This window comes from Amycolatopsis sp. cmx-11-51 (assembly GCF_047608665.1).
Lineage (GTDB): Bacteria > Actinomycetota > Actinomycetes > Mycobacteriales > Pseudonocardiaceae > Amycolatopsis.
Genome location: NZ_JADNQO010000009.1, coordinates 47,913 through 59,859 on the forward strand (window position 1 = coordinate 47,913; position 11,947 = coordinate 59,859).

12 protein-coding genes are annotated in these 11,947 nt (G+C 67.5%); 7 read left to right on the top strand and 5 right to left on the bottom strand.

Translation table 11 applies throughout. The features are described 5' to 3' along the window. Positions 1–75: 75 nt before the first annotated feature. Genes ACM6LU_RS26665 through ACM6LU_RS26680 form a run of 4 tightly spaced genes read left to right on the top strand, consistent with a single transcriptional unit; the run spans position 76 to position 4,827 of the window. Positions 76–1,647: an NCS1 family nucleobase:cation symporter-1 gene (locus ACM6LU_RS26665; protein WP_414940507.1), complete on the top strand. Its 1,572-nt coding sequence runs from the start codon at positions 76–78 to the stop codon at positions 1,645–1,647. Then, positions 1,598–2,440 (top strand): nitrilase-related carbon-nitrogen hydrolase, encoded by an 843-nt coding sequence (locus ACM6LU_RS26670; RefSeq protein ID WP_414940508.1) that lies wholly within the window; start codon positions 1,598–1,600, stop codon positions 2,438–2,440. The genes ACM6LU_RS26665 and ACM6LU_RS26670 overlap by 50 nt, the downstream gene beginning before the upstream one ends. Further along, entirely contained in the window at positions 2,440–3,825 is a 1,386-nt protein-coding gene (gene hydA, locus ACM6LU_RS26675) for a dihydropyrimidinase (protein WP_414940509.1), read from the top strand. The genes ACM6LU_RS26670 and hydA overlap by 1 nt, the downstream gene beginning before the upstream one ends. Positions 3,826–3,837: 12 nt before the next feature. Beyond that, entirely contained in the window at positions 3,838–4,827 is a 990-nt protein-coding gene (locus tag ACM6LU_RS26680) for a TIGR03842 family LLM class F420-dependent oxidoreductase (RefSeq protein ID WP_414940510.1), read from the top strand. 75 nt (positions 4,828–4,902) lie between these two features. Here the strand turns inward: ACM6LU_RS26680 and ACM6LU_RS26685 are convergent, their stop codons facing one another. Next, positions 4,903–6,399 carry an FAD-dependent monooxygenase gene (locus ACM6LU_RS26685; protein ID WP_414940511.1) on the bottom strand — a complete coding sequence of 499 codons (1,497 nt, stop codon included), beginning with the start codon at positions 6,397–6,399 and terminating at the stop codon, positions 4,903–4,905. 174 nt (positions 6,400–6,573) lie between these two features. On the opposite strand from ACM6LU_RS26685, the gene ACM6LU_RS26690 reads away from it, so the two are divergent. Beyond that, positions 6,574–7,686: an alpha/beta fold hydrolase gene (locus ACM6LU_RS26690; RefSeq protein WP_414940512.1), complete on the top strand. Its 1,113-nt coding sequence runs from the start codon at positions 6,574–6,576 to the stop codon at positions 7,684–7,686. Continuing rightward, positions 7,598–8,029, top strand: a complete 432-nt coding sequence (locus ACM6LU_RS26695; protein ID WP_414940513.1) for an alpha/beta hydrolase — start codon at positions 7,598–7,600, stop codon at positions 8,027–8,029. The genes ACM6LU_RS26690 and ACM6LU_RS26695 overlap by 89 nt, the downstream gene beginning before the upstream one ends. A gap of 168 nt (positions 8,030–8,197) precedes the next feature. On the opposite strand, the gene ACM6LU_RS26700 is transcribed toward ACM6LU_RS26695, so the two are convergent. Genes ACM6LU_RS26700 through ACM6LU_RS26715 form a run of 4 tightly spaced genes read right to left on the bottom strand, consistent with a single transcriptional unit; the run spans position 8,198 to position 11,040 of the window. Beyond that, positions 8,198–9,433, bottom strand: a complete 1,236-nt coding sequence (locus ACM6LU_RS26700) for a serine hydrolase domain-containing protein (RefSeq protein ID WP_414940514.1) — start codon at positions 9,431–9,433, stop codon at positions 8,198–8,200. Positions 9,434–9,443: 10 nt separating this feature from the next. Next, a complete protein-coding gene (locus ACM6LU_RS26705) occupies positions 9,444–10,244 on the bottom strand; it encodes a siderophore-interacting protein (RefSeq protein ID WP_414940515.1) in 801 nt (266 codons plus the stop codon). 29 nt (positions 10,245–10,273) lie between these two features. Then, the gene (locus tag ACM6LU_RS26710) at positions 10,274–10,630 is read right to left on the bottom strand and encodes a hypothetical protein (protein WP_414940516.1); all 357 of its coding nucleotides are present in this window, start codon (positions 10,628–10,630) and stop codon (positions 10,274–10,276) included. Next, positions 10,627–11,040 (bottom strand): SgcJ/EcaC family oxidoreductase, encoded by a 414-nt coding sequence (locus ACM6LU_RS26715; protein WP_414940517.1) that lies wholly within the window; start codon positions 11,038–11,040, stop codon positions 10,627–10,629. Before ACM6LU_RS26715 ends, ACM6LU_RS26710 begins: the two co-directional genes overlap by 4 nt. 112 nt (positions 11,041–11,152) lie before the next feature. Here ACM6LU_RS26715 and ACM6LU_RS26720 point away from each other — a divergent pair, with 112 nt between their 5' ends. After that, positions 11,153–11,842 (top strand): TetR/AcrR family transcriptional regulator, encoded by a 690-nt coding sequence (locus tag ACM6LU_RS26720; protein ID WP_414940518.1) that lies wholly within the window; start codon positions 11,153–11,155, stop codon positions 11,840–11,842. Positions 11,843–11,947 lie beyond the last annotated feature (105 nt).

Below are 11,947 nucleotides of genomic sequence, written 5' to 3' on the forward strand. Positions count from 1 at the left end.
TCTGCGTTCCGACGCCATCAACGGTGAACAGTCTGCCAGTCCCACCCGCGCGGCGCGGGCGAGCACGATTCCGCAATGGAGCCGACGGCACGCGGAACCCAGCTCGTGCATCCTGATGGCCGGGTAGAACTCGGCGAGGTCGAGTCCTTGAGGGACAGCCGCTTCTACAACGAGGAACTCGCCCCGGTCCCGGTGGAGAAGCGGACCTGGACGACCTACAACTACTTCGCGTTGTGGATGGGGATGGCGCACAACATTCCCTCGTACGCGCTCGCCGCCTCCTTGATCGCCCTCGGCATGGATTGGGTCCAGGCGCTGATGACGATCACCATCGGCAACCTGGTCGTACTCGCCCCGATGCTGCTCAACAGCCACGCCGGGACGAAGTACGGCATCCCGTTCCCGGTGTTCGCCCGTGCCTTCTTCGGGATGCGCGGCGCGAATCTGGCGGCGTTGCTGCGGGCGTTCATCGCGTGCGGCTGGTTCGGCATCCAGACCTGGGTCGGGGGTGAGGCCGTCTACATCATCGTCGGGCGGCTGGCGGGCTCCGACTGGAAGGACTCCACCGTCGTCCTCGGCCAGCACTGGACGCTGTGGCTTTCGTTCGGCTTGTTCTGGCTGTTCCAGATGCTCATCATCTGGCGGGGGATGGAGGCGGTCCGCCGGTTCGAGAACTGGACGGCGCCGCTGGTCTCGGTCGGCTTCCTGATCCTGCTGGGCTACGTGCTGGTCAAGGCGGGCGGACTCGGCCCGATCCTGTCCGAACCCGGGAAACTCGGCTGGGGACCGAACTTCTGGAAGGTGTTCGCGCCGTCGCTGATGGCGATGATCGCGTTCTGGTCGACCCTTTCGCTCAACATGCCGGACTTCACCCGGTTCGGCGGCAGCCAGGGCAAGCAGGTCCGCGGCCAGATCTTCGGCCTGCCGACCACGATGACGTTCATCGCGATCGTGGCGATCCTGACCACCTCGGGCGGCAGTGTTCTCTACGGCGAACAGATCTGGGACCCGGCGAAACTGGCCGACCGCTTCGATTCCCCCGTGGTCGTCGTGGTCGCGTTGATCGCGCTGGTGCTGGCGACCGTCTCGGCGAACCTCGCGGCCAACGTGGTCAGCCCGTCCTACGACTTCTCCAACGCCTTCCCGAAGAAGATCACTTTCGCCGTCGGCGGGCTGATCACCGGGATCATCGGCATCGTCATCCAGCCGTGGCGGCTCTACTCCGATCCGAACATCTACATCTTCGCGTGGCTCGGCTTCTACGGCGGCCTGCTCGGGGCTGTCGCCGGGGTGCTCGTCGCCGGCTATTGGGTGGTCAAGCGTACTGAACTGAAACTGCGGGACCTCTACACCGAACGCGGCGTCTACTGGTTCAAGGGCGGCTGGAACTGGCGCGCGCTCGTCGCGACACTCGTCGGCGCCGTGCTTTCGGTCGGTGGCGCGTACGGCGGGCCGTTCCCCGCCGACGGGCTGATCCCGTTCCTGAAACCGCTCTACGACTACAACTGGGTCGTCGGACTGGCGGGCGCCTTCGTCGTCTACCTGCTGCTGGCCCTGCCCGAACACAACCGCACCGCCTATCCGAAGGAGGAAGCAAGTGAGCGACCTGGTCCGAGCCGGATTGATCCAGCAGCGGTGGACGGGTGACAAGGAGTCGATGATCAGAGGCGCGGTCGAAGCCATCGGCAAGGCCGCTTCGCAGGGCGCACAGGTGATTTGCCTGCAGGAGTTGTTCTACGGCCCCTATTTCTGCCAAGTGCAGGACACCGACTACTACTCCTACACCGAGGGCATCCCCGACGGGCCGACGACGAAGCTCATGCAGGAGGTCGCCGAACGCCACGGTGTCGTGCTGGTGGTTCCGATGTACGAGGTCGAGCAGCCCGGCGTGTACTACAACACCGCCGCGGTGATCGATGCCGACGGGACCTACCTCGGCAAGCACCGCAAGAACCACATCCCGCAGGTGAAAGGCTTCTGGGAGAAGTTCTACTTCCGGCCCGGGAACATGGGCTACCCGGTGTTCGACACCGCGGTCGGCCGCATCGGCGTCTACATCTGTTACGAGCGGCACTTCCCGGAGGGCTGGCGCGCGCTGGGCCTGGCCGGGGCGAAGATCGTGTTCAATCCGTCGGCGACCAGCCGGGGACTGTCGGAATACCTCTGGCGGCTGGAGCAGCCCGCGGCCGCCGTCGCGAACGAGTACTTCGTCGGCACGATCAACCGGGTCGGCGTGGAACCGCTGGGCGACAACGATTTCTACGGCCAGTCGTACTTCGCGGACCCACGCGGTCAGCTGATCGGCGAGGCCGCTTCCGACACCGAGGAGGAGATCGTCATCCGCGACCTCGACATGGTGAAACTCGCCGAGGTCCGCGATCTGTGGGCCTTCTACCGAGACCGCCGCCCCGACAGCTACGGACCCCTCGCGGAGGCGTGATGACCACCCTCATCAGCGGTGGGCAGGTACTCGGCACCGCGGGAGCGTCGGCCGCGGACGTCCTCGTCGACGGCGAGACGATCGTGGCCGTCGGCGCACCCGGAACTTTGGTCCCGGCCGACCACGTCATCGACGCCACCGGGAAGTACGTGCTGCCCGGCGGGATCGACGCGCACACCCATATGGAGATGCCGTTCGGCGGGACGCATTCCGTCGATTCCTTCGGCACCGGGACGACGGCGGCGGCGTGGGGTGGCACGACCACGATCATCGACTTCGCCGTCCAGGCCAAGGGAACATCGCTGCTGTCCACTATGGACAAATGGCACGAGAAGGCCGATGGCAACTGCGCCGTCGACTACGGTTTCCACATGATCGTCTCCGACGTCGACGATTCGTCGCTGAAGGAGATGCAGGCCTGCGTCGACGGCGGGATCGGCAGTTTCAAGATGTTCATGGCGTATCCGGGAGTGTTCTACTCCACGGACGGCGAGATCCTGCTGGCCATGCAGAAGGCGCGCGAGATCGGCGCCACGATCATGATGCACGCGGAGAACGGCATCGCGATCGACCAGCTGGCCGCGCAGGCGTTCGCCGCCGGGAAGATCGACCCGGTGCACCACGGCCTCACCCGGCCGCCGGAACTGGAGGGCGAGGCGACCTCGCGCGCGATCCAGCTGGCCAAGGTGACCGGGGCGCCGCTGTACATCGTGCACCTCTCGGCGTCGCAGGCGCTGGCGGCGGTCGCGGAAGCACGCGACGACGGCCAGAACGTCTTCGCGGAGACGTGTCCTCAGTATCTCTATCTTTCCATCGAGGACTTGGCGAAACCGGATTTCGAAGGCTCGAAGTACGTCGCCTCTCCCCCGCTGCGCGAAAAATCGCATCAGGCGGACCTGTGGCGAGGACTACGCACGAACGATCTCTCGGTGGTGTCGACGGATCACTGCCCGTTCTGTTTCAAGGACCAGAAGGAACTCGGTCGCGGCGACTTCCGCGCGATCCCGAACGGGATCCCCGGCGTCGAGCACCGGATGGACCTGCTGCACCAGGGTGTCGTGGCGGGCGAACTCACCCTCGGCCGGTGGGTCGAGACCTGTTCGACCACCCCGGCGCGGATGTTCGGGCTTTATCCGCGCAAGGGTGTCATCGCGGCGGGTTCGGACGCGGACATCGTCATCTACGATCCCACGGCGAAACAGACCCTGTCGGTCGAGACGCACCACATGAACGTGGACTACTCGGCCTACGAAGGAATGGAGATCACCGGCAAGGTCGAGACCGTGCTCTCGCGTGGCCGCGTGGTGGTGTCGCCGTCGGGCTTCTCGGGCAGCACGACGCACGGGAAATTCCTCTCGCGCGACTTGAACCAGTACCTGAACTGAGGCGGTGGCCGGATGGACTTCGGAGTAGTTCTCCAGACCGACCCGCCCGCGCGCGACCTGGTCCGGCTGATGAAGGCAGCCGAGGACCAGGGTTTCCGCTACGGCTGGACGTTCGATTCGTGCGTGCTGTGGCAGGAACCGTTCGTCATCTACTCGCAGATTCTCGCGGCGACGTCGTCGATGATCGTGGGTCCGATGGTGACCAGCCCGGCCACCAGGGACTGGTCGGTGATGGCGTCGACCTTCGCCACGCTCAACGACATGTACGGCAACCGGACGGTGTGCGGGATCGGCCGCGGCGACTCGGCGCACCGGGTGGTCGGCATGGCACCGTCCACTCTGGCCACCGTGCGCGACTGCATGCACGTGGTCAAGGAGCTGGCCGAAGGCCGGGAAGTCCTGTTGCGGGACAAGCCGGTGCAGATCCCCTGGATCCGCAACGGCAGGCTCGAGATGTGGATGGCCGGGTACGGGCCGAAGGCGCTGAAGACGGTCGGTGAGCACGCCGACGGCTTCATCCTCCAGTGCGCGGATCCGGCGATCGCCCGGTGGACGATCGGTTCCGTCCGCGAGGCGGCCCGCGCGGCAGGCCGGGATCCCGGCGGGATCACGATCTGCCTCGCGGCACCGGCGTACGTCGGCGATGATCTGGCACACCAACGGGAACAGCTGCGCTGGTTCGGCGGGATGGTCGGCAACCACGTCGCGGATCTCGTGGCGCGCTACGGCGATTCCGGCCCGGTGCCCCGCGAGTTGACCGACTACATCCGCGAGCGGGAAGGGTACGACTACTCGCACCACGGGCGGGCCGGGAATCCGTCGACCGACTTCGTGCCGGACGCGATCGTCGACCGGTTCTGCCTGCTCGGGCCGTCGTCGGCGCACGTGGATCGGCTGGAGGAACTGGCTTCGCTCGGTGTGGACCAGTTCGCGCTGTACCTCATGCACGACCAGCGCGAAGAAACCCTGAAGCGCTACGGCTCGGAAATCGTCGGCCACTGACGACCTCCGCGATTAGTCCTCTTCTTGCGGTCCTTGCGCGTGCAACTATCGCAAGAAGAGGACTAATTGCGGGAGTCAGCCGCCGAACCAGGCGGCGAGGGCCTCGCGCAGACCGTCGGTGTCGGCGTCCGACGCCCAGGCGATATAGCCGTCGGGGCGGATCAGGAGGACGTCGGCGAGCCGGTCCTCGGCCTTGGCGGTGTGGACGTCGACGCCTGCCGCTTCGGCGAGTCCGTGAAGTTCCGGCCGTCCGGCGAGGTCGAGCAGGACCGGCCGCGCCGAGCGCAGCAGCTCCCCGACGCTGGTAGTCCCTTCGTCGGTCTCCAGCGCGAGATCCGGAACGAAGGTGCCGGCGAGCGCGTGCCCGGAGCCGGGCATCGGATAACGCAGGTCGGACCCGGCGACATGGGAGGCCAGCCGTCGCGCGGCTTGCTCGTCGGCCAGCAGTTCCTGGAAAACCGTCCGGAGCGCTTCAGCGGCCTCGTCGTGCCCGCGCCGCAGCGCGACCTGAGCCTGGGACTGCAGCAGCGCACGGGCACCGGCGGCGTGCCGTTCCGCGTGGTAGGTGTCCAGCAGTCCTTCCGGAGCCCGGCCCTGGACCTCGGCGGCCAGTTTCCAGGCGAGGTTGACGGAGTCGGACATGCCGACGTTGATCGCCGTACCGGTGGACGGCAGCAGATGCGCCGCGTCACCCGCCAGCAGGATCCGTCCTTCGCGGTAGCGCTCCGCCTGGCGGGCGGAGAACTGGTAGCGCGAGAGCCGGACCGGGTCGCCCAGCGGGACGTCCCCGCCGAGCACGCGGCGGATGCTGTCCCCGAGTTCGGCCAGGGTCATCGGCACGTCGTCGTCGACCTCGCCGGGGTCGTCCTCGGTGGTCTGGATGAACAGGATCCCCGGCGTGAGCGAGCCGAGTGCGAACACGCCATTGTCGGTGCGGGTGAAGCCCGCCCTGATCCGGCCCAGCTCCGGCGTCTCGATGTCGCCGTCGTCGTGCACGGTCAGTCCTTCGGGGACACTGACCTGCCCGATCCGGTTGACCTCCGGATACGTGGTGCCGGGGAACGGGATCCCGGCCATCGACCGGAGGGAACTGCGTCCGCCGTCACAGCCCACGAGGTAGCGGGCGGTCACCTGGTACGTCCCGTCCGGACCGCGCACCTCGGCGGTCACCGACTCGTCGTCCTGGCTCACCCCGGTGACTTCGTGCCCGCGCCGCACCTCCGCGCCGAGCCCGGCGGCGTGTTCCTCCAGCAGCCGCTCCAGCATCGGCTGGCGCAGCGGGATCGCCTTCAGCGGCGGCTCCTCGAACCGGGTGAGGTCCACGTGCACCCCACCGAACGGGAACCGGTCGACCGGGGCGGGATCGGTGACGGCCTCCCGCACCCGGTCCAGCAGACCGCGGTACTTCAGCAGGTCCAGGATCTGTCCGCTAAGGCCGTGGGCCTTCGGTGTCTTCCCCTGTTCCGACCGCCGTTCCAGGACCAGTGGGGACACCCCGGCCAGCCGCAGCTCCGCGGCCAGCATCAGACCGGTCGGGCCCGCACCCACGATGATCACGTCGACGTCCGTCAAATCTTCACTCCTGTTCGGCCTGTGCTGGCTACAGCCGAAGATTCTGCGGCACCACCGGGGTCTTGCCGCAAGCCCCCCGGTGCGCTATATGTTGACCATGGAAGGGCTGGTCCCACCTTCTTCCCGGGTACGGGCACCAGGGATCGCGCGTCCGCGAGGCGAGACGCTGGCCGGGTGACCAGAATCCGCATCGCCGCTTTGATCACCCTCACCGCACTCGCCGCCGTCACGATCGCGCCCGCGGCTTCGGCCGCGCCGAAGGGCATCGCCTGGGGACCCTGTCCCGAAGGCTCGCCATCCGGTTACGACTGCGCCGAAGTCGAAGTCCCGTTGTCCTACCAGGCCCAGGGCGGCCCGCGGCTCACCATCGCGCTCGGCCGTCTTCCGGCCACGGACCAGAAACACAAACGAGGAACCCTCTTCACCAACCCGGGCGGCCCCGGGAACCCCGGCCGCTTCACCGAATTCCAGACCCCGACACTGCATCGGCAGTTCGACATCGTCGGTTTCGACCCACGTGGGGTCGGCGCCAGCACCCCGGTCCGTTGTTTCGCGAGCGACGCGGAAACCGAGCCGCTCAAACGGATTTTGGGCCAGTTCCCGATCACCACCGAGCAGGAGACGCGGCAGTTCGCCGACGTCCGTGCGGTCGCCGCCTCCTGCGGCCGCAACGCCGGGCCGCTGCTGAGTCACTTGTCGACCGCCAACGTCGCCCGGGATCTCGACAAGCTCCGTGAAGCCGCCGGTGAGCCCCGCCTGCGTTACTACGGCCTTTCGTACGGCACCTACCTCGGTGAGGTGTACGCCAACCTGTTCCCGCACCGCGTCGGGACCATGGCGCTCGACGCCGTCGACGATCCGATCGCCTGGTCCACGGGACACCGCCCGGAGGACGCGAACATCCCGTTCAGCGCCAGGCTCGGCGGCTTCCGGGACGCGGACCGCGCGTTGCAGGCGTTCCTCGACACGTGCGCGGCCGATGTCCGGTGCGCGTTCCGCGAACCCGGTACGGACCTGCGGGCCAAGTACGACGGCATACTCGACCGTCTCGAAGCCGCGCCAGGCGCGATCACCTACCAGGACGTCATCCGGCGCACCCACAACGCGTTGACCGACGAAGCGAACTCCCCCGCGTTGGCGGAATTCCTTCAGGCGGCGACGAAAGCTGCGTCGGCGAAGGCCACCGTTCGACTCCGCGTTGGGCGGCGGCGGGACGATCTGTGCCGACACGACGAACCCTCGCGACCCGGCGGCCTGGCCGAAAGCGGCGCGCGCGGCCGACCGTGAGAGCCGCGGTTTCGGTTCCTACGACACCTATCTTTCGCTGCCGTGCGCCTTCTGGCCCGCCGCCGACCAGGCGCGCTACACGGGACCGTGGAACCGGCCGACCGCTCCGATCCTGTTGCTGGCCAACGGAAAGGGCGACCCCGAGACGCCGTACGCCGGGGCGACACGGACCGAGCGCGTCCTCGGCAACGCCCGGCTCCTGACGTTGGACGCCTGGGGGCACGGCGCCGCGAACCGCAGTGCCTGTGTCGACGCGGCCCTCGACGCCTACCTGACCCACGGACGCCTTCCGGCACGCGGCACCGTCTGCTCCCCGGATCACGCGCCTTTCGACGCCAGGTAGTCCCTCGAGATCCGCTCGTCGGTGAGCCAGGCGGCGTAGAACAGTTCCCTGAAGGCGAAAGCCGAAGGCCAGACCGGGTAGACCGGTCCGCTGCGGCTCACGATACGGGGAACGCGCGTCGTCACGTGGGAAGAGACCGTCGAACCGGGCCTGCCACGAGACGGCGGGCTAGCCGACGAGCGCCTGATACACCAGGTTGCGCAGTTCGACGCGGATCGGATAGGAGGACGACGGCAGCAACTGGGTGAAGAACAGCACCGTGACGTCTTTGCCTGGATCGACCCAGAAGGCGGTGCTCGCCGCGCCGCCCCAGGCGAATTCCCCGGCGCTGGCGAGGGTTTTGGCCTTCACCGGGTCGTCGAGCACGGAAAAACCCAGTCCGAAGCCGAAACCGTGGTACGGCGCCTCGGAGAACGCGGCACGTCCGTAGGTCTCCAGATCCACTCCGCCCGGCAGGTGGTTGCTCGCCATGACCTCCACCGTGCGCGAACCGAGCAACCGGACACCGTCGAGTTCACCGCCTCGCACCAGCATCTGCGTGAAGCGGTGGTAATCGCCCGCCGTCGAGACCAGACCACCACCGCCCGAGAGACACGTGGGCTCGACGCGGCCGACGGCGCCCATCTCGTCGTGGCGCAGCGGCGCCTTCGTCTTCGGATGGGGCACGTAGAGCGCGGCCAGCCTGTCGAGCACGCCGGGATCGGCTTGGAAACCCGTCTCGCTCATGCCGAGCGGGGTGAAGATCCGCTCGGTGAAGAAGGTGTCGAGGGATTGACCGGAGACGACCTCGATGAGCCTGCCGAGGATGTCCGTCGCGACCGAATAGTTCCATTCCGAACCTGGCTGGAACAGCAGCGGCTGCCGCGCGATCGCCTCGGAGACACCGGCGAGATCGAACCCTGGCGCGGTGCCCCAGTCGAATCCGGCCTCGCGGTAGAGCGCGTCGACCGGATGCGTGCGGTGGAACCCGTAGGTCAAGCCCGCGGTGTGGGTGAGCAGATGCCAGAGCCGGATCGGCTCCGTGGCGGGCTCGGTCGCCATCCGAACGGGCGAGCCCGTCGTGAAGACTCGCGGTTCCGCGAATTCCGGGAGCCAGCGAGAAATCGGGTCCCGGAGGTCGATGAGCCCCTCTTCGACGAGCATCATCGCGGCGACCGAGGTGATCGGCTTCGTCATCGAGTAGACGCGCCAGATCGTGTCGGTCTCCACCGGAAGCCCGGCCTCGATGTCGCGCAACCCGTTCGACGCGAGATGCGCGACCTTCCCGTTCCTGGTCACCACGGCCAGATACCCGGGGAGCAGAGTTCGCTCCAGGTATCCGTCGAAGTGCCTGTCGATCCGTCGCAACCGCTCCGCGTCGAAACCCACCTCGGCCGGGTCGACGTCCACCTTCAGCTCGATCATGCGACCGAGGTTACGCGTTCCGCTCGGCCCGCTTCTCCACTCGCCACACCTCGTCGGTCGTCCCGAACCGCCAGTATCCGGAGATCGACAGCAGGTCGCGCCGCATCCCCCGGTCGTCCAGCAGGTGCCGCCGCAAATCACGGACGAACCCGGCCTCGCCGTGGACGAACGCCTGCACTACGCCGTCACGCCAGTCGAGCGCGCGGACGGCGGCGGCGAGATCGTCGCCCTTGCTCCGGTACAGCCAGGTGATCCGGGTGTCGGCCTTGGTGGTCAACGACTGCTCTTCGGCGACGTCCTCCACGAGGATGAAAGCGTGCACGGGGACGCCCGCCGGCATCGCCTCGAGTGACGCGGCGATCGCCGGCAGGGCGCTCTCGTCCCCAGCGAGCAGATGCCAATCGGCTTCGTCGCCCGGCGCGTACGCCCCGCCGGGACCGGAGACCAGCAGTTCGTCACCGGGTTGCGCGGCCGCGGCCCACGGTCCGGCGATGCCCTCGTCACCGTGGTGGACGAAGTCGAGCACCAGTTCGCCGAGATCCCGGTCGAAGGCCCGGACGGTGTAGGAGCGCATCCGCGGCCACTGCTCACGCGGCAGTTCTTCACGGACCCGCGCCAGGTCGAACGGCTCGGGATAGGTCACGCCGGGCACCCGGAAGTGCACCTTGACGTAGGCGTCGGTGAATTCGTTGGGCTGGAACGAGGCGATCTCTTCGCCCCCAGCGACGATCCGGACCATATGCGGGGTGATCCGCTCGGTGCGCAGCACCCGCAACCGGGTCGCCGACGCCGGCTTACGCGCCTCGGCCATCCACGATTCCTTTCCTGGGTTAGGTGAACCTAACCGAGCGTACGCTCTTCCCCGCCCACCAGGGTGAGGTCTCCCATCATCCGATCAAGACCCTCCCTGGTCCGTTCGGCGAATCCGAGGAAGAACCGGTTGGCCAACGGAACCGCCCACCGGCCCCGGGAAGCGACGTTGTACACCCGATGGGTCACCCGCGCCCCGGCCGGATCCTCCTCGACGGTGTACTCGCCGCGGTACCACCAACCGCCCTGCTGGGCGACGAAGCGACGTTCGGCGTCGACCTCGAAACGCGGGTTGTACGGCTGCTCCCGAAGAATCCCCGCAATACGGGCGAAGACCTCGTCGGCAGGCGCGGGCACCACGGCCGCCACCTCGACCAGCGGCTTCACGCCGCGCTCGCGGCCGGATTACTCACCCTGGTGTTCTGGAAGGACGCGACGCGCCAGCCTTCGGATTCCTCCACCAGCACGTACGTCAGCGTCGATTCCCGGCCCGGTTCGGGCTTGCCGCCCGCCAGTGACGATCCGCCGCCGGACACGACGATGGCGACATCCGGCCGGATGAACCGGACCTTGGGCTCACCACTCCCGGCCACCAGCTTCGCCCCCTTCAGCAGCCCTTCGAACAGGGATCGGTGCGCGCTTTCGATGACCGCGCGGCCCGGCATGGTCATTCCGAAGAACGTCACGTAGTCGGCGTCCTCGGTGAACAACCGCGCATACGCGGCCGCGTCGCCGTCGTTCCACGCGTCGGCGAGACGGCCCAGCACGGCCAGGACTTCGGTCTTTCGTTCGGTCATGATGCCCTCCAGTTAGACGAACAGCGTTCGTTCTACGAACACCGTTCTACAGACGAACGGCGTTCGCGTCAAGTAGAGTTCCCGGCGAACCCCGGAACAGGAGGCGAACGAAGTGAGCAGGCCCCGGCGTCGCGCCGAGAAACCCGTGCTGTCCCAGGAGCTCGTGGTGAAGACGGCACTGGACCTTCTCGCCACCGAAGGGCTGGAGGCGGTGAGCATGCGGCGCGTGGCCCAGACGCTGGAAACCGGCCCCGCCTCGCTCTACGCCCACGTCGCGAACAAGGAAGAGCTCCACGAGCTGATGGTCGACCACGTCCTCGACTTCGGCCCGATCCCCGAACCCGACGGGAGCCGATGGGTGGAGCAGGCGAAGGAGTTGCTGCGACAGAACGTCCGCGCGCTGACGGCGTTCCCCGGGATCGCGAAGATCGCGTGGGCCATCCCGGTACCGACCGGCGCGAACGCGTTGCACCAGGCGGAGGCGATGCTCGCGATCCTGCGCGCCGGCGGCCTCGATCTGAAGCAGGCACTCTTCGCCGCCGACGCGTTATGGCTCTACACCAAGGCTTACGCCTACGAAGGCGCCGGCTGGCAGTACGGCGACATCGACATCACCATGCAGGAAGAACGCGGCAAGCAGATGTTGGAGTACATGACGTCGTTCCCGCCCGCCACTTTCCCGAATCTGCTCGGCTCGGGCGAGTACTTCAACGCGGAGACCGCGCAGGAACGGTTCGAGTTCGCCATCGACCTGTTCCTCGTCGGTCTGACGCGGGTCGCGAGTGGTAAGGACGGCTATTGAGAGGTAGGGCAGAGGTGGCATCGGGGTGAGGGGCTGCGTGGATTTGGGTCATCTGATGTCCCCAAATCCACACCGTGAGGGTCGCGGTGCGGCAGCGGGACCGGT

Bases quoted from the DNA above. Each gene is read 5' to 3' on its own strand.
- ACM6LU_RS26665 (WP_414940507.1), top strand. From the start codon at position 76: ATGGAGCCGACGGCACGCGGAACCCAGCTCGTGCATCCTGATGGCCGG.
- hydA (WP_414940509.1), top strand. From the start codon at position 2,440: ATGACCACCCTCATCAGCGGTGGGCAGGTACTCGGCACCGCGGGAGCG.
- ACM6LU_RS26680 (WP_414940510.1), top strand. From the start codon at position 3,838: ATGGACTTCGGAGTAGTTCTCCAGACCGACCCGCCCGCGCGCGACCTG.
- ACM6LU_RS26700 (WP_414940514.1), bottom strand. From the start codon at position 9,433: ATGATCGAGCTGAAGGTGGACGTCGACCCGGCCGAGGTGGGTTTCGAC.
- ACM6LU_RS26705 (WP_414940515.1), bottom strand. From the start codon at position 10,244: ATGGCCGAGGCGCGTAAGCCGGCGTCGGCGACCCGGTTGCGGGTGCTG.
- ACM6LU_RS26715 (WP_414940517.1), bottom strand. From the start codon at position 11,040: ATGACCGAACGAAAGACCGAAGTCCTGGCCGTGCTGGGCCGTCTCGCC.